Genomic DNA, 16,386 nt, shown 5'->3' on the forward strand with positions numbered 1-16,386 from the left:
GCATTACAGCAAGGCTTTTACACGTTTAGTCCACGAAAAACGCCGCTTGCCTATCTTGGACGGCTAGGGGTGTTAAACGTAAGAAGCTTAACGCAACAGACATGGCGGAAAGGGCTATGCATTGAGCACGAACTTTTCTATAGCTTTAGCGACACCGTGCTCATCATTACTTGCCGTAATGTAGTCAGCGATTTGCTTGGTTTCTTCCATTGCATTTGCCATCGCGATACCAAGGCCAGCGTATTTCAGCATGTGGTGGTCATTTTCTGCGTCACCCATACAGATAACTTCTTCCGGTTTAATTCCCAGATACTCGGCAATTGCGGCAACACCAATACCTTTGTTGCTCGCAGGGTTAAGAAACTCAAGGAAAAACGGAGCGCTTTGAACAACCGTAAACGCTTCGCGCATTTCAGCTGGCAGTGCTGCTATAACTTCTGTTAGTTTGCTTGGCTCTGCAACCATCATAGCTTTGATGATTGGATGATCGTCTTCTAGTGATTCGAAGTTCATCTCGGTGACATTTAAGCCATTTATCTTTGCTTCAATATCGGTGTAAGAGTTGTGCTCGTTGGTGATTAAACCATGAACTTGACTAAAAGCATGGACGTACGCACCTAGCTCTTCGGCTTTTCGCGCCACCAATTTTGCAGCTTTACCATCTATGATTTGCTGGTGGATGATGTCGTTTGTGCCTACGTTCTTGACCATCGAACCGTTATAGTAAAGAACAAAATCTCGATCGGAATGGATATTCAGTTCGTCGAGCTTGTCTTGCATTCCTTCTAATGGGCGACCAGAAGCGAGAACGACAGTAACGCCTGCTTCTCGAGCTCTTGCGATCGCTTGTTTGTTTTCTTCAGAAATGGCTTTATCACTATTGAGTAGCGTGCCATCCATATCTAGTGCGATCAGTTTATACATCATTTCTTACCTTAAAGTTTTTTGGGAGCTGTCAGTGAATAAGGCTTGGTTTAACGTTAACCAGAAACCTATATTCATTACGCTATGAAACTACAAAATGGTCTATTTTAACAATTAATTTTTGGTTTAAATTGACCTAGACACGCGTGTCCATTATGGTCTTCGCCTCGAAATGTTATGAGTTGAGTGAGTTCTGCGTTGTATAAGCTAAATGAGATGTTTGAAACCATCCAAGGGGAAGGGGTTTTCACTGGAGTCCCTGCTGTTTTTGTTCGGCTTCAAGAGTGTCCGGTTGGTTGCTCATGGTGCGATACCAAACAAACGTGGTATGCAGATGAGAATGATCAACGTCAAATAGGCGATATTCTGGTGAAAACGGAAGATTCTCCGACGTGGTGTGTTGCATCTGCCGAGAACATCGTAGAGCAATATCAACAGCAAGGCTTTAATGCTAAGCATATCGTGATTACTGGTGGAGAGCCTTGTATTTATGATCTGCGCCCTTTAACAAAGGCGTTTGAAGATATGGGGTGCCAATGCCAAATTGAAACCAGTGGCACATCAGAAGTGATTACTTCAGAAAATACGTGGGTGACAGTGTCACCAAAAGTAGCAATGAAAGGTAAATTACCAGTGCTTAATAGCGCATTAGAGCGGGCAAATGAGATTAAGCATCCAGTCGGCACCCAGAAAGACATCGACCACCTTGATGAGCTTTTAGCAAATGCGAACGTAGCGGCTGAGACTATCATTGCACTACAACCAATTAGCCAGAAGCTTCGTGCTACGCAATTGTGTATTGATACGTGTATTGCCCGCAATTGGCGTTTGTCTGTTCAAACTCATAAATATTTGAGTATTGCTTAGACGAGAGGCTCGTCATCATTCGAAGTGGCTTTTCTATCTAATCCCGGTTTCGCGAGTAATGCAGTTGGTAGCTTTGCTATGGAATCATTGTCGATGTATCTAAACAATTTATAGCGTTGTAAAAGCTAAGCAGTGTTGGCTGCTGTGGTGTGGTGCTATCTTTGGTTCGACAATCGTTTCGCATTTAATTGATGCCACCAATCTGGCGGCATCAAAATGAAGCTCTGTTGGCTGGAGTTTCACGCTGAGATAAAACGTTTAGAAGCTAACGCAAAAGGTTTTATCCCAGCGCTATTACCGCTAACAAAGACTATTTGCTCGCTAAGTATTCTTCTAAGCCGCTTTGTCGCAGTAGGCACGCTGGGCATTCACCACAGCCTTTACCAACGATTCCGTTGTAACATGTTAAAGTATTGTTTTGGACAAACTCCAACATATTGTGCTTATCAGCTAGAGCCCAGGTCTCGGCTTTAGTAAGCCACATTAAAGGAGTCTTAATGTTGAAGGCTTTATCCATACCTAAATTGCAAGAGAGATTTAGAGAGCGAATAAAGTTGTCTCGGCAGTCAGGGTAACCACTAAAGTCTGTTTCGCAGACTCCCGTAATGATGTCTTGAATGCCAAGCTGGTAAGCATGGATACATGCGTAAGTAAGAAAGAGAATGTTTCTCCCTGGAACGAATGTATTGGGTACGTTAGCGTCGCTTAAGTCATTAGATACCGGAATGTTGTCTCTTGTCAGCGAGCTTATCGCTAACTCATTAATTGATTTTACATCCAGGACTTTGTGGCTTTTGATGTTAAGTTGCTTACCTAATTCGATAGCGATATCTATTTCATCTGAATGACGCTGGCCATAATCAAACGTTATAGCATGAACTTCATCATATGTATTTAATGCATCGATTAAGCAGGTCGTAGAGTCCTGCCCACCGGAAAAAACCACAAGTGCTTTTGTTGTAGCCATGTTGAACCCTTAGTTATGCTCTTTGATTCTTTGGTATTGATACGTATTCTTAGGCGTTTAATCCCAATTACGTACTCGACTTCGTGGCGATTGCGTCCGCAATCAGCTGGGCTGTGCTCTCAAGCACTCTTTGCTTGTCATCATTTGACAGCTTGTGGAGATTCACAGCAAGTTCAGCGGTGATTTCATCTTCACAAAAAAAATAGTTTAGAGGCACGTTTAGCTCATCTGCGATAAGTTTGAGCGTTTTTACGTCGGGAGTATGGCGCTCCCTTTCGTATTGATTCATCCTTGCACTTGCAGAACTATCATCCATGCCGATACGGATGCCCAGTGCTTTTTGGGACAGATTCGCTTGTTTACGCGCATGCTTAAGGCGAGCTGGGAGTGGATTATTAAACAACACTTAATGTTCATACGAAGGACTTGGATGACTAAGATTATCTTAGTTTTTCTGATTTGTGTATACTAAGTAATGCTTAGTTATTGCCGAGGTCGCCAAGGCCGTGTATGTATAGCTAAACAAGATTTCGTATCTTTAGGTTGATTAAGTGACGTTGAATCTACTTCTTCAAAAACTGCCGTATGAAGCAGTGGGAGGAGCGAGTAAGGCACGAGAAACCGCAGCGATTTGTAGAGCAGAATTTGCTCTTCCCATAAACGTAGTCGTCTAAGTTGAAGAGCAATATTGTTCTTGATGATCAACTATATACTTAAGTAAATAACTGTGTCGCACAATAGATCAGAGCTGCTGCTAAGCTCATATTGATGACTTTGCCATATCTCTGGAAATGCGATTGAAGTAGCTTTCCTGCAACGGCCCAAACTACGTTGCTAAGAAGTGCGATCAAAGCAAGAATGAGGCTAGTCGCTAAGATCCAGTAGATATTCTGAGTGTGGGGCAGTACGAACGTAGAAATAGAGGTAATTCCATAAAGAATGATTTTCACATTAACGAACTGCAAACCGAAACCTGTTAAGAAACTGATACCTTTAGAATTATCCGATGAAGTTTTGATCTCACTCGTAGCAAGCCCCCAAGCCAACCAAACAATATAAGCTGCTCCAATCCATGTTAGCCAAGGTGTAATCACGGGCAAGAGGCTGATCATGTTATACGTGAAAGCGCCACAAAGTAGCATCAAAACAACATAACCACAAAACATCCCCGAAATCACTTTTGTTGAGCGTTTTAGTCCATATTGCGTCGCGATGCTGAGCGATAAAATGTTGTTTGGCCCTGGTGTAATTGAAGTAATGATTACGTAAGTAAAAAATGCGGTGTAGATGGCGGTCATCTCTATCTCTCCTGTTTTTACTGCACTATACTTCGCTACAATTGATTAAAAAATTGAATAAATTAAAACTTAGACTTTTAATTTATTGAACTGTTGGTTGTGGAGTCTAGTCATGAATCTAAAACGCTTTCTTACTTTTAAAGCTATTGTTGAAGAAGGATCGTTTCTAAAAGCGTCACAGAAGCTTTATTGCACGCAATCAACCGTCACCTTTCAAATCAAGCAGTTGGAACAAGATCTGTCTTTGCAGCTGTTCGAAAAAATAGGGCGTAAGATGGTTTTGACTCAAGCAGGAGAAAAGATACTGCCTTACGTCTATGAACTGGCGCGAGTGATGGAAAATATTGAGGGAACAGCACAGCAAGAAAACTCGGAGCCGACCGGTGAATTGAAAGTGCTGGTTGCTGAGACTCAACTTGCTTATAAGATGGCTAATGTTTTAAAAGAGTTCAGGATCAGAGCGCCCAATGTCAGACTCTCTCTGCAATCACAAAATTGCTATCAGATTCGAGATGAGTTGATAGCGGATAAAGCTGATTTAGGTGTGTTTTATCGAGTAGGTAATGACGATACGCTCAAGGTCCACGAGTTTGAGCAGGAGCCACTGGTATTGGTTGCTTCGCCGCTTTTAAAAGGGCTAGATTTAAAGAAGAGAGAGCAACATATTGATTTAGGGTTTATAAGCAATGGCCCTAAGTGCCTTTTTCGACAGATGTTTGAGAGCATTATTCAAGAGCGTGATATTAGCATCGACAACATGATCGAACTTAGCAGTATTAATACGATCAAAAATTGCGTTGAGAGTAATATTGGTATCTCTTACTTACCTCGTTTTACGGTTGAAAAAGAGTTGCAAGAGGGCAGTTTACAAGAGCTTGAGTTCACCGAGTTTTCACAGATGATCAAGCCACTCTGTGCTTATCATGCTGGGAAGTGTGTGACGCCGGCGATGGAAGTCTTTATTGATTGTATGCGTAACGAGTATGAACGGCTTTCTACTCAGAGTCGGTGATCTTTAATATGTTCTATCTGACATAGTTTCGTTTTTACTCCTTTTTATTTTTAAGTGGCTACTTCTAATTTATTGATTTTTATTGCTTTATTTTGAATCCGACTGTTGTGGGATGATAAATGGGATCTGATGCGAAGAGCTATTTATTGACGGAAAGAGATAAGATATAAAAACGACGGCGTGTGATAACTAGATTAGATAAGGTTACATAATTAACAGTGTAATAAATTCCATTCTTTATGGATTATTTTCAACGAGACTTAATTGTTACGGTTCGTTATTATTAACTCGTTAACGCATCCATTGCTAGGAAGTTAACTTACGCATATTGTTTTTTTCATCATTTGCAGCAAATATAATTTGCTGCTTTTTTTAGCCAAAAAAGTTCAAAGCTTGAACTACAAGCTATGAACTTTTATTTATACTTAGTGGTTTTCTACTTTAATAAGTAAAACACCGTTTAAAAGTATCGCGTAACCTAGTAACTCTAAGCTTTCTTCGACCAAGTTTTTCACGTCTCTATTGTATGAGTTCCCCATAAACTCGACCCAAAAATCACCATACCCTGCAAAGCGTGAGAATAAGAAAACAATGAAAAAGCCAATCGTTAATGTCGTGAAGCTAGAATGAGAAATGAAAAGTTTGACCTCATTTTTTATGTTGACTATGTTGTTAAAACAAAAATAACAGACCGATACTATTATAATCCAAGCAGGGTACTTCCATGAACCGTGAGAGAAATACTGCTCTATGTGGTAGTCCATTTCTCTAACGAATATAACCATAAAAAATGAAGACATTATTACTAATATGTGTTTGAGTTCAAGATATTCCTTAGATTTATACAAACACATTAACGATGAAAAAAGCACAAATGCTATTTGAGTAATTTCTATAAGAGAGTTCTCCGATGTGCTTTTGTCCATTTGTACGCTAAAATAAATCGTTGCTAACGTGTAAATAACCAAAAAAATAAGATATGATATTTTATATACTAACAAACTAGTGACCGAGGTGTGTTTTTCTTTAATATACATCGTAACTTGTATAGGTGATGGATTTGTTAGTATTATAAATCAAGAATGTTTTATATTTAGTGAATTAAGCGCCATTTAGAATGGAACTTAATTCACCTAACATTAAACTTCTATGAATCTTAAATTTTCCTGTTTTAAATTATTGATTTTATTTGATGTTTTATTTGCTGTTAATTTTGGTTAAATAGAATCACCTAGCTTTTATTGAAATGCTTTTCCCATATTGGTGGTATGCCAATTTCTTCTTGAACGATATCAATGAATGCCCTAACCAATGGTGATTGCTGACGGTGTGAGTACATGGCATAAATATCACCAAAATCTTGAGTTTCATATTCTGGTAAAAGTTGAACTAAATTAGAAGACTCTAGGTTGTTAGGGAGCATAAATTGACCTATAAGTGCTGCGCCCAGACCTGACTTTACGCTTTCAATTATTAGCTCAGCTTCATTTACCATGTATGACCCTGATATTGGGTATGTATCTAAACCATCTGATTTTGCTTTGTCGTAGAATTTAAGTTTATCGACAATAAAATTACCATTTGAATAAATAATAAAAGGTAGCTTAACTAACTCATCAGGCGTTTCTGGGTTACCATGTTTTTCAATTAAATTTCGAGAAGCAATGATTGCAGTCGTATTTTTTGCTAATTTTCTTGCTACCATTGATGAATCCCTCATAGGTCCGATTCGAAAAGCAATATCAAAATTACTTCTAATCACGTCTACATGAAGATCATCTAGCATTAGTTCAACACTTGCTTTTGGGTACTTATGTAAAAACTTCTCTATCGAAGGTTGTAGATAGAGTTTTCCAAATAATGTTGAGCTTGAAATTCGTACTTTCCCTGAAGGCTCAGTCTGAAAGTTCTCCGCTATTTGTTGAGTATCATCAAGGAGTTGAGATATTTGGTCTGCTTTTTCTACTATTTGCTTGCCGACTTGTGTTAATGAAAGAGAGCGAGTCGTTCTGTTTAATAGCCTAACGCCTAAGTGCTCTTCTAACTGCTTGATGTGTTTAGACAAAACAGAGCGGTCGATATTCATCCCATCTGCTGCTTTTGCAAAAGATCCAGCTTTAGAGACTTCTAAAAGCAGGTGTAGTTTATTTGCTAAATCCACAATGTTTATCCACGTTAGATATTAGCGTATTAGTTTCATGTATAACTTCTGCTCTGTCTAGAAATTATTAATATACTTAATAACCAAAAGAAAAGGGAGCAATAGCTCCCTTTAGTATGAATTTAAATGAGTATTTATATTATGGTTATAGTGTTTGACGTTTTTTGTTTCGACTCACTAACATGTAAAAAACAGGTGTGAGTAGTAATCCAAATACCGTTACGCCTACCATACCCGAGAATACAGCAATACCCATTGCTTGTCGCATTTCCGCTCCGGCCCCTGTACCAATCATTAATGGAATAACACCAGCGGTAAATGCAATTGATGTCATTAGAATCGGTCGAAGACGTAAACGACATGCTTCCAAAATCGCTGATAAGGTATCTTGGCCATTGTCTTTAAGTTCTTTAGCGAACTCCACCATCAAGATGGCATTTTTACACGCTAGAGCCACAAGGACAATCAAAGCAATTTGTGTGAATATATTGTTGTCACCACCAATGAACCAAACACCTGCTAGTGCAGAAAAAATGGTCATAGGAACGATCAAAATGATAGCGAATGGCAGTTTTAAACTCTCGTACTGCGAAGCTAGCACCATGAAAACTAACAAAACAACAAGTGGGAATATATACACCATCGTGTTACCAGCCAAAATCTGCTGGTAGGTTACATCAGTCCATTCATAAACCATTCCCTCTGCTAGGTTTTGATCCAGTACTTCCTCAATAGCCGTTTGGGCTTGGTCAGAACTGTAACCAAAAGCAGGACTGCCGTTTAGTTCTGCACTAGGGTAGCCGTTATAGTGCATCACGCGGTCAGGCCCAATCGTGGGTATGATCTCCAGTACAGCGCCGAGAGGAACCATTTGTCCGGCAGCATTTCTTACTTTGTAGTTAAGTATTTGGTCAGGTTCGAGACGATAGTTCATGTCTGCCTGGGCATTCACTTTGTATGTTCTACCAAACATATTGAAGTCATTGACGTATAATGATCCTAAATAAACTTGAAGCGCATCAAAAACCTGCTCTAGAGGAACACCTTGCAGCATCGCTTGTTCACGATCTATTTGGATGTCCATCTGCGGCACTTGTATACGAAATGTGGAATATAATCCCATCAGCTCGGGTCTTGTTGATGCCTCACTTATTACCAAGTTCAATTGCTTGAAGAGCTCATCAAACCCCTTGTTCGCTCGGTCTTCGATTTGAAGTTTAAAGCCGCCAGTAGAGCCAAGTCCTTGGATTGGTGGTGGTGGAAAAATCGCAACGAAGGCTTCATCAATGATTGAAAAGCTCTTATTCAAAGATGCAACAATCGCATTTGCTCCGAGAGTTGGATCATTTCGTTTATCGAAGTCCTCAAGCGTAACAAAAACGATGCCACTATTCGGACTGTTAGTAAAACCATTGACCGATAAGCCTGGGAAAGAAATGGTTTGTGCTACGCCAGGTGTTGCCAGCGCGAGGTTTTCCATTTCTTTAATAACGGACTCTGTTCGATCTAAACTTGCTGCATCTGGAAGTTGGGCGATCGCAACTAAATACTGCTTATCTTGTTGAGGAATGAATCCTCCAGGAACTGCTTTGAATAGAGAAGCCGTTCCCCCGAGTAACGCAATGTATACCACCACAACAACAAGGCTAAAGCGAATCAGCTTCTTGACCAGAGCTTGATATTGGTTCGAGCTGTACTCAAAAATTCTATTGAATGGCGCAAAAACATACTTACCAAAAACCGCATCCAATAGCTTGGTTAGCCGATCGGGTTTTGCGTTCTTATCTTGTAATAGCAGTGCTGATAAAGCAGGCGATAACGTCAACGAGTTAATTGCTGAAATAATCGTCGAGATCGTAATTGTTAGTGCGAACTGCTTATAAAACTGACCGGATAACCCTGTAATAAAGGTCGTCGGGATGAACACCGCACATAACACTAAAGCAATTGCAATAATTGGCCCGGTAACTTCGGTCATTGCTTGTTTCGTTGCTTCTAGTGGTGCAAGGCCATTATGGATGTTCCGTTCCACGTTTTCGACGACGACAATGGCGTCATCGACGACGATGCCTATGGCGAGAACAAGTCCAAACAACGAAAGTGTGTTAATCGATACTCCGAGCATTTGCATTACAGCGAACGTACCGATTAATGAAACAGGCACCGCAATGATAGGGATGATAGACGCGCGCCATGTTTGCAAAAACAAAATGACTACGACAACAACAAGTACAATTGCCTCTAGCAGAGTATGAACCACCGCGTCTATCGAACCACGAACAAAGACGGTCGGGTCGTAGGCTATTTCATATGAAACTCCAGCTGGAAAGGCTGTTTGTAAACGGTCCATGGTTGAACGAACCTGATTAGATAGCTCAATAGCATTAGCACCAGGGCGCTGGAATACGGGCATCGCCACCGCTGGTTTACCATTTAACAAGGCGCGCAGTGCATAAGAGTTTTGACCTAGCTCTACGCGTGCAACGTCTTTAAGACGTGTCAAAGCCCCTGTTTCGTCAACTTTTACTACAATGTCGTTGAATTCATCAATATTCTCCAAGCGGCCTTTTACGTTCAACAAAACTTGGAATTGGTTTTCATTAGCGGCTGGTTGCGCACCTAATGAGCCTGCTGCCACCTGTTGGTTTTGAGATCGGACGGCGGAGACAACGTCCATTACGGTTAGATTTCTAGAAGCGAGCTCATCTGGATTTAACCACAAGCGCATTGAGTACTCGTCACCACCGAAAAGGCGCACATCACCAACGCCTCCGAGCCGAGCTATCTCATCTTTCAAGTTTAAATTAGCGTAGTTAGCTAAATAACTGACTTCACGGCTAGAATCTGGAGAATATATATGCACAACCATGGTGAGATCAGGAGAGGCTTTTTCGGCAACAACTCCTAACCGTTGGACGGCTTCTGGTAACCGGGGCAAAGCTGTAGTGACGCGATTTTGAATTTGAACCTGAGCTTTGTCCAAGTCCGTACCTAAAGCAAAGGTTACGGTCAATGTCATTCTGCCGTCACTGGTTGCCTGTGAAAACATATATAACATGTTTTCTGTACCATTAATTTCTTGCTCCAGAGGCGTAGCAACTGTTTCTGCGATTACTTTTGGGTTCGCACCAGGATAGTTTGCTGTAACTACTACTGTAGGAGGGACAACCTCTGGATATTCACTCACAGGCAACTGCAAAAGTGAAATTGCGCCTACTATTAATATCAATAGCGATAACATAGAGGCAAATATGGGTCTTTGAATAAAAAAGTGTGCAAATTTCATTCGGTTGTCTTCTTAGTCTTGAGCTAAACGTTTGTTTGGCAACGATGTTGAGTTTGAAGCCATAATCAATGAAGTATTGCTAATATCTAGCGTGACATTTTTTGGTGTGACTTTGCTATTTGGGCCAACTTTTGCTGGGCCATTTACCGCAATAATTGAGTCGGCGTTCAAGCCATTCTCGATAGCACGAAATGTTCCGTAACGTTCGCCTAAGGTTACGATGCTGTATTGCAACGTATTCTCTTCATTGAGTGTTAATACAAAGCGGTTTTCTAGATCTGTGCCAATAGAACGCTCTGGAACGAGAACTCGTTCAACTGGTTTGGTTGTTGATATCTGAACTCGGCCAAACGATCCCACTTTTAAGTTTGATTTTGTTGCATCGAATACCGCTCGAACCTGCAAAGTACCGGTGTTTTCGTTGATGGAGTTGTCGACAAAGTCAACGCGTCCAAAAAACACCTGCCCATTTTGTCCAGATAGTTCAAGACGAGTTGGTAAGTTAGAGTCGGCATTGATTGTCGAGAAGTAACGGTTCCAAGTTCGCTCATCGACATCAAAGTATGCATATACCTGATCGTTAGAGACAATGTTTGATATAACGCTTTGATTTGCGTTTACATTGTTTCCTTTAGTAATGAATGCTCTTGAAATAGTGCCGCTAATAGGGGCATATATCTTCGTAAACTCAAGATCTAACTTTGCGGATTCTAACTGAGCACGCAAGGCCATTAGTTCTGCAGAGCGTTGCTTTACTGCGGTATCTCGGGCCTCTGCTTGTTCCGCTGAGATGGCTTTTCGCTTAACCAGTTGGGCGGCTCTCTTTTGTTCGTTTGCTGCTTGCTCTAGCGCAGCTCGAGCACTCTTAACTTGCGCTTCAAGTCGTGAGACCTGAGCTTTGAAGGTTCGATCATCAAGAGTGACGAGTAAGTCACCTTTGTTGACACTCTGTCCGTCTTTGAATTCTACCGTTTCAATAACTCCGGAAACGCGTGGCATTAAAGAAACTTTCTCTGGGGCTTGAAGCCTTGTTGTAAAGGTGAACCACGATTGAACGGGCTCATAGATGACTTTGGAGACGTCTATCGTAGGTAAGGGAGTATTAGGTTGTTTGGTTATCTCTTCGTCTGCACAAGCAGCTAAAACGGATAAAAGGCCAATGCCGAAAACTTTCTTTAACATTTGTCGCGCCCTAAATGATTCTGTTCATACTAAAAGGAACGGCATTGTATTCATTGTACCTATGGGTAAATAGGCCCTCAGCGAACATAGAGTAGTGATAAAAATGCACGATTAAATATTGGTCAAAATGCTCACTTTTTGGTTTGAAAAAGGTCAGTTTAGGGTTTTAAAGACGTGGAGTATTGTTAAATGTAATAAGCCATAATAGATAGGAATAACTAAACAGAAGCTAAAGATAGCGACGAAAATTAAAGCGTTTTTAATTCGTGCATTATTTGCAATTCACTGATGCAATTTGAACCATAAAAAATTGAAATTAATTTTGTAAAATCCATTTCCCATCACATAAAGAATAAAAACTAAATAAGGAATTGTGCAGTGGATCTCGCAAGCCAACTTGAATTACTACTGGATGTCTCTGAATACGGAACTTTTGCTAAGGCTGCTGACAGAAATCATATAGATCGTTCAGCTTTGTCAAAACAGATCAAAAAGCTAGAGGATGAATTGGGCTTACGGCTGTTAAACCGTTCCACGCGTTCGCTATCCCTGACCAATGCAGGTGTTGAGATGGTGGCGCAAGCCAAGAAAGTAAGAGAGGTTCTAACCGAAACTCGTAGTATTGCTGCTACATTTCAGGATGAACCGAAGGGTAACTTGAAAATATCAAGCTCCACTTTCTTTGGCAGAGCATACTTAAATCAGGCAGTTAAAGAGTTTATAAAACAGTACCCAAACATTACTGTAGAGCTGCTGCTCGATGATAATCGAGTCGATGTTATCCACGAAGGTTTTGATGTTGTGTTTCGTATCGGACCAATCCGAGAGTCCAACATGATAGTACGTAAGTTGGCAAGTAATAATATGGCACTGGTTGCATCGAAGAGTTTTATTGACAAGTATGGAACCCCGAGCTCTCCAGAAGAGCTTATAAAAATGCCAGCAGTAATATACTCTAATGCTAACTTTAAGGCGGATAAGCTACGTATAGCGCCAAGCCAGTCATCAAGCGACGTTAGAACGTATAATATCAATGGGCAGTACTTCGTTAATGAAACTGAGTTAATGCTCGATGCCGTAAAATCTGATTTAGGGTATGCTTTAATTGGGCAGTTCTTTCTTCAGGAGAGTTTGAGTAAACAAGATCTTGTACAGTTGCTTCCTGATTATAATCTTCCCGCAATAGGGGAAATATATGCAATGTATACTCACCGAAATCAACAACCATTAGCCAAACTGTTCATTGATACTGTTCAAAAAATAATAGGGACGCCTCCTGTTTGGATGGATTATCTCAACTAATATGAGTACTAGGACATAATGTTTTAGATTGAGGGCTTGTTTATATTTATCCATAGAATATGGTTGAATTTGCACTTTAAAAATAATTGCCACTGTTCATAATTTCACTCGATTCAAACAACACAAGTAGTGGTAATTAAATGAAAATGACAAGAACGTCGATCGCAATCGCTGCACTTTTTTCTGCAAGTGCTGCAAATTCAGCCGTAGTTTATGAAGATCAAGAATCAGTATTAAATATTCATGGCCGAGCGCAAGGGATGTATTATTTCTCTGATGATAAAAATGCAGACGGAGATAATAGCTACATTCGTGTAGGACTTGCAGGTGAGTCTAAAATAAATGAAGATCTTTATGCCTTCGGCTTATATGAGTTGGAATTTAAGTCTAATCGCAGAGATGCTGATGGGATTGAAGATGATGAATTTGATATCCGAAAAGGCTATGTAGGAGTTGGTGCAGATTACGGAACAGTAAGTTATGGACGTCAATACGGTGCGGTCACTTTAGTATCTGACTACACGGATATTTTCCCGGAGTTTGGTAATGAAGCTGCTGGCGTAAGTGCGGATCTATATGGTACCGGTCGCTCCGATTCAGTATTTAAGCTAACGACAAGCTATGAAGGTTTGAATATTCATGTTAGCTATCAGGCTGAAAACGATGAAGTGTCAACAGATGCAGCCTCTTATGGTGCGGCGGCGGACTACAAGTTGCCATATGGCTTCAAAGTTGCGCTTGGTTACAACGAAGGTGAAGGGCAATCGGGTGCAGAAGATGCAGAGCTGCTAACGGGTGCTATTGCATTTGAATACGACAAGTTTTATGCCTCTGTTTTATACAGTGATGGTGAAAACTGGGCTAAAGATGGTTCTGAAAGTAATATTGATTACACCGGTATTGAAGCAGTTGCCACTTATGAAATAACAGATAAGCTTTGGGCACTTGTTGGCTATAACAATCTAGAGCGTGATGATGAAGACGTCGTCGATTACTACTCACTAGGTGCAGAGTACGATTTGACTTCTAATTTTAAAGCACTAGCAGAATACAGAATTACAGATGTAGACAATGAAGACGATATTCTTGCAATAGCTGCGAGATATTCATTCTAAAAAATTAATAAATATAAAAAGCCTGAAACTATTTTCAGGCTTTTTTATTTATCGGTGTAATTTTATAAGTGCTGATTTTCATCCATATATAATGGATTATATTGATCGTTACTTGTTAAAGTGTTTTGGATATAATTGTTTTGTTAGCTAGTCCACTGCTAGTTTTCATTTTCATATTTTTTGAATGATGATTTTTTTCTTTGGCAACAAGAAGTATCTTGTTGCCTTTTTTTATTTTTACGTCTTATGGTTAATTAAAACAAAAAGAGTTTTTTATATATTGCTATAAACGAGAAAAATATAACGACAATTGTCAATCTTAGGTTGAGTTAATCTTCATAAAAAAGTGAACTCAATTTCAAGGGTCTTTTTCATTTAAGTGATGTGGAATCCATATGGCGAACCAAGTGAATGATAAAGCGCCAAACGACGAAATGTATCTCAATGAAGATTGGAAAAATTATTTTTATGTAAACGATAGAGGTAGGGATTGATACTGTTTATGTAAGGAGAGAGCGATTTATGAAAAGCCGTCGTTTCAATGTGATTAGACACCTTTACTTTCTTAAAATAGGAAGGGCTCTAAGAAAGTAAAGGTGCAGATGATTTTTTAGTTTTTACCGCCGTCACTTGTTCTGAAGTGATAATCGAAGTTTATGATTGCACGATATTTAACTTCATCACGGTTAAGTGCGTATTCTTCAACTCTCACCTTACTATCATCGATTGCAATATCACGAGGGAAACCGCTTCCAATGATGTTTAGACGATTTCTAAGTTCATGTTTTGATAGCGTTTGGTATTCATCGACAAGATCAAACGCAGAGCTATAAGCGGCATCTTTTGTCGTAAAGTCATTGAGAACAACTTTGTTTGTAGAGTGTTCGACATGAATACCAGCAGTAGCAGATAAACTGAATAATAATAGTGATGAGAGCGTCATTAGTTTTTTCATATAGTCACCTTTTTATTTGTATTACAAAGTCAAGATGTCCAACGAATCCTTGTTAATATCTCTCGACAAAGGTGATAGTGCCATTATAGAAATGTGCTGTACATCACATTTGTGACCATTGACTATGGAAGAATTGTCAACAATAAAACTCAAGCACTTTTGACATTACGGTCAATGTGAAAAAGCGAATATCTGTATGGTTTCGTTAATAATTAAACCACTTTCGGAAACGCTGACTATTCAGTCAAAGCGTATGTTTGTTGTCGTTATAGTGACCTGCCTACAACTTAATCACTTAATGCATGCAATTCAATTGCAATGCCTTGGTATAGATTTTCATTCAGATCTTCCGTCTTAGTGACGATTCTACAAATTCTAGTGATTAAAAAGTCATTATTTGTGGTTTTTTATTCTATTGTCGTGTATAAAAAAACTTTACAACAAATGATAAAGGAATATCCATGAAAAAGTTATTGTGTTTTGCTGCACTGGGGTTAGCTGTTTCGACGACGGTTAATGCAGACTCAATTTTAGACGACATCAAAAGTACAGGGGAGCTAAAAGTCTGCTTTGATTCTGGGTATATGCCTTTTGAAATGACAGCAAAAAATGGGCAGTACATCGGGTTTGATATCGATTTGGGTAAACAAATGGCGCGTGCCATGGATGTTAAGTTTGTGCCGGTAAACACTTCATGGGATGGCATTATCCCAACACTGTTGACTGGTAAGTGTCACATGATTATGGGCGGGATGACGATCACACCTATGCGAAATACTCAGGTGAATTTCGCTGATCCCTATGTGGTTATTGGCCAATCCATTCTCGTAGATCTCAAACATGAAGGTAAAGTGTCTAGTTACCGTGATCTCAATAGTCCAGAATATGTTGTTGCAACTAAGCTTGGGACAACGGGTGAGCAAGCGGTAAAACGATACCTTCCGAAAGCTAAGATAAATCTATACGAAACCCAGTCTGAAGCGGTACTTGAGGTTGCCAACGGAAAGGTAGATGCGTTTGTTTATGACTTTCCTTACAACTCTATTTATGTGGCGGAAAACAAAGGGCAGTTAATGCACTTGGCTAAACCGTTTACTTACGAGCCTTTGGGTTGGGCTGTGCCGCAAGGAAATCCAGATACGCTTAACTTCTTAAACAACTATTTACGTCAAATTAAGGGCGATGGAACTTACGATCGCATTTACGATAAGTGGTTTAACGACGATAAATGGTTAAAGCAAGTTAAGTAATCATTTTGTTATTGTAGAGGAGCGGTTAGCTTCTGGCTCGGTTCATCGCCAACCAAACGGTTCGTGC

13 protein-coding genes are annotated in these 16,386 nt (G+C 40.0%); 5 read left to right on the forward strand and 8 right to left on the reverse strand.

Annotated features, from left to right (window positions below; translation table 11 throughout):
- Nucleotides 1-114: 114 nt before the first annotated feature.
- Nucleotides 115-924, reverse strand: a complete 810-nt coding sequence (locus tag R8N46_RS17395; RefSeq protein ID WP_005377294.1) for a Cof-type HAD-IIB family hydrolase — start codon at nucleotides 922-924, stop codon at nucleotides 115-117.
- Nucleotides 925-1,140: 216 nt separating this feature from the next.
- Here R8N46_RS17395 and queE point away from each other — a divergent pair, with 216 nt between their 5' ends.
- Nucleotides 1,141-1,791, forward strand: coding sequence for a 7-carboxy-7-deazaguanine synthase QueE (queE, locus tag R8N46_RS17400; RefSeq protein WP_053307054.1), 651 nt, complete (start codon nucleotides 1,141-1,143; stop codon nucleotides 1,789-1,791).
- 310 nt (nucleotides 1,792-2,101) lie between these two features.
- On the opposite strand, the gene queC is transcribed toward queE, so the two are convergent.
- The 3 genes from queC to eamB form a co-directional block, all read right to left on the reverse strand.
- Nucleotides 2,102-2,758 carry a 7-cyano-7-deazaguanine synthase QueC gene (queC, locus tag R8N46_RS17405; RefSeq protein ID WP_005377298.1) on the reverse strand — a complete coding sequence of 219 codons (657 nt, stop codon included), beginning with the start codon at nucleotides 2,756-2,758 and terminating at the stop codon, nucleotides 2,102-2,104.
- Between the two features lie 67 nt (nucleotides 2,759-2,825).
- Entirely contained in the window at nucleotides 2,826-3,164 is a 339-nt protein-coding gene (locus R8N46_RS17410) for a helix-turn-helix domain-containing protein (protein WP_005388200.1), read from the reverse strand.
- A gap of 307 nt (nucleotides 3,165-3,471) precedes the next feature.
- Entirely contained in the window at nucleotides 3,472-4,056 is a 585-nt protein-coding gene (eamB, locus tag R8N46_RS17415; RefSeq protein WP_115386016.1) for a cysteine/O-acetylserine transporter, read from the reverse strand.
- 112 nt (nucleotides 4,057-4,168) lie between these two features.
- Between eamB and R8N46_RS17420 the strand changes: the two genes are divergently transcribed.
- Nucleotides 4,169-5,068, forward strand: coding sequence for a LysR family transcriptional regulator (locus R8N46_RS17420; RefSeq protein WP_033906147.1), 900 nt, complete (start codon nucleotides 4,169-4,171; stop codon nucleotides 5,066-5,068).
- 1,231 nt (nucleotides 5,069-6,299) lie between these two features.
- Here the strand turns inward: R8N46_RS17420 and R8N46_RS17425 are convergent.
- From R8N46_RS17425 to R8N46_RS17435, 3 genes are all read right to left on the reverse strand, one after another.
- Nucleotides 6,300-7,229: a LysR family transcriptional regulator gene (locus R8N46_RS17425; RefSeq protein WP_025768139.1), complete on the reverse strand. Its 930-nt coding sequence runs from the start codon at nucleotides 7,227-7,229 to the stop codon at nucleotides 6,300-6,302.
- A gap of 145 nt (nucleotides 7,230-7,374) precedes the next feature.
- Entirely contained in the window at nucleotides 7,375-10,515 is a 3,141-nt protein-coding gene (locus R8N46_RS17430) for an efflux RND transporter permease subunit (protein ID WP_025768140.1), read from the reverse strand.
- A gap of 12 nt (nucleotides 10,516-10,527) precedes the next feature.
- Entirely contained in the window at nucleotides 10,528-11,697 is a 1,170-nt protein-coding gene (locus tag R8N46_RS17435) for an efflux RND transporter periplasmic adaptor subunit (protein ID WP_025768141.1), read from the reverse strand.
- Between the two features lie 378 nt (nucleotides 11,698-12,075).
- Here R8N46_RS17435 and R8N46_RS17440 point away from each other — a divergent pair, with 378 nt between their 5' ends.
- Both R8N46_RS17440 and R8N46_RS17445 read left to right on the forward strand, forming a co-directional pair.
- Nucleotides 12,076-12,999 carry a LysR family transcriptional regulator gene (locus tag R8N46_RS17440; protein ID WP_005377321.1) on the forward strand — a complete coding sequence of 308 codons (924 nt, stop codon included), beginning with the start codon at nucleotides 12,076-12,078 and terminating at the stop codon, nucleotides 12,997-12,999.
- A gap of 140 nt (nucleotides 13,000-13,139) precedes the next feature.
- A complete protein-coding gene (locus R8N46_RS17445) occupies nucleotides 13,140-14,114 on the forward strand; it encodes a porin (protein ID WP_025768142.1) in 975 nt (324 codons plus the stop codon).
- A gap of 610 nt (nucleotides 14,115-14,724) precedes the next feature.
- Here the strand turns inward: R8N46_RS17445 and R8N46_RS17450 are convergent.
- A complete protein-coding gene (locus tag R8N46_RS17450; protein ID WP_005377323.1) occupies nucleotides 14,725-15,069 on the reverse strand; it encodes a DUF3316 domain-containing protein in 345 nt (114 codons plus the stop codon).
- Between the two features lie 461 nt (nucleotides 15,070-15,530).
- On the opposite strand from R8N46_RS17450, the gene R8N46_RS17455 reads away from it, so the two are divergent.
- Nucleotides 15,531-16,319 (forward strand): transporter substrate-binding domain-containing protein, encoded by a 789-nt coding sequence (locus tag R8N46_RS17455; RefSeq protein WP_115386014.1) that lies wholly within the window; start codon nucleotides 15,531-15,533, stop codon nucleotides 16,317-16,319.
- Nucleotides 16,320-16,386: the final 67 nt, after the last annotated feature.

The organism is Vibrio sp. 1874, from assembly GCF_033344395.1.
GTDB classification, from domain to species: domain Bacteria; phylum Pseudomonadota; class Gammaproteobacteria; order Enterobacterales; family Vibrionaceae; genus Vibrio; species Vibrio alginolyticus.

Bases quoted from the DNA above. Each gene is read 5' to 3' on its own strand.
- R8N46_RS17435 (WP_025768141.1), bottom strand. From the start codon at position 11,697: ATGTTAAAGAAAGTTTTCGGCATTGGCCTTTTATCCGTTTTAGCTGCT.
- R8N46_RS17430 (WP_025768140.1), bottom strand. From the start codon at position 10,515: ATGAAATTTGCACACTTTTTTATTCAAAGACCCATATTTGCCTCTATG.
- queC (WP_005377298.1), bottom strand. From the start codon at position 2,758: ATGGCTACAACAAAAGCACTTGTGGTTTTTTCCGGTGGGCAGGACTCT.
- R8N46_RS17445 (WP_025768142.1), top strand. From the start codon at position 13,140: ATGAAAATGACAAGAACGTCGATCGCAATCGCTGCACTTTTTTCTGCA.
- R8N46_RS17455 (WP_115386014.1), top strand. From the start codon at position 15,531: ATGAAAAAGTTATTGTGTTTTGCTGCACTGGGGTTAGCTGTTTCGACG.
- R8N46_RS17395 (WP_005377294.1), bottom strand. From the start codon at position 924: ATGTATAAACTGATCGCACTAGATATGGATGGCACGCTACTCAATAGT.
- R8N46_RS17450 (WP_005377323.1), bottom strand. From the start codon at position 15,069: ATGAAAAAACTAATGACGCTCTCATCACTATTATTATTCAGTTTATCT.
- R8N46_RS17420 (WP_033906147.1), top strand. From the start codon at position 4,169: ATGAATCTAAAACGCTTTCTTACTTTTAAAGCTATTGTTGAAGAAGGA.
- queE (WP_053307054.1), top strand. From the start codon at position 1,141: ATGTTTGAAACCATCCAAGGGGAAGGGGTTTTCACTGGAGTCCCTGCT.
- eamB (WP_115386016.1), bottom strand. From the start codon at position 4,056: ATGACCGCCATCTACACCGCATTTTTTACTTACGTAATCATTACTTCA.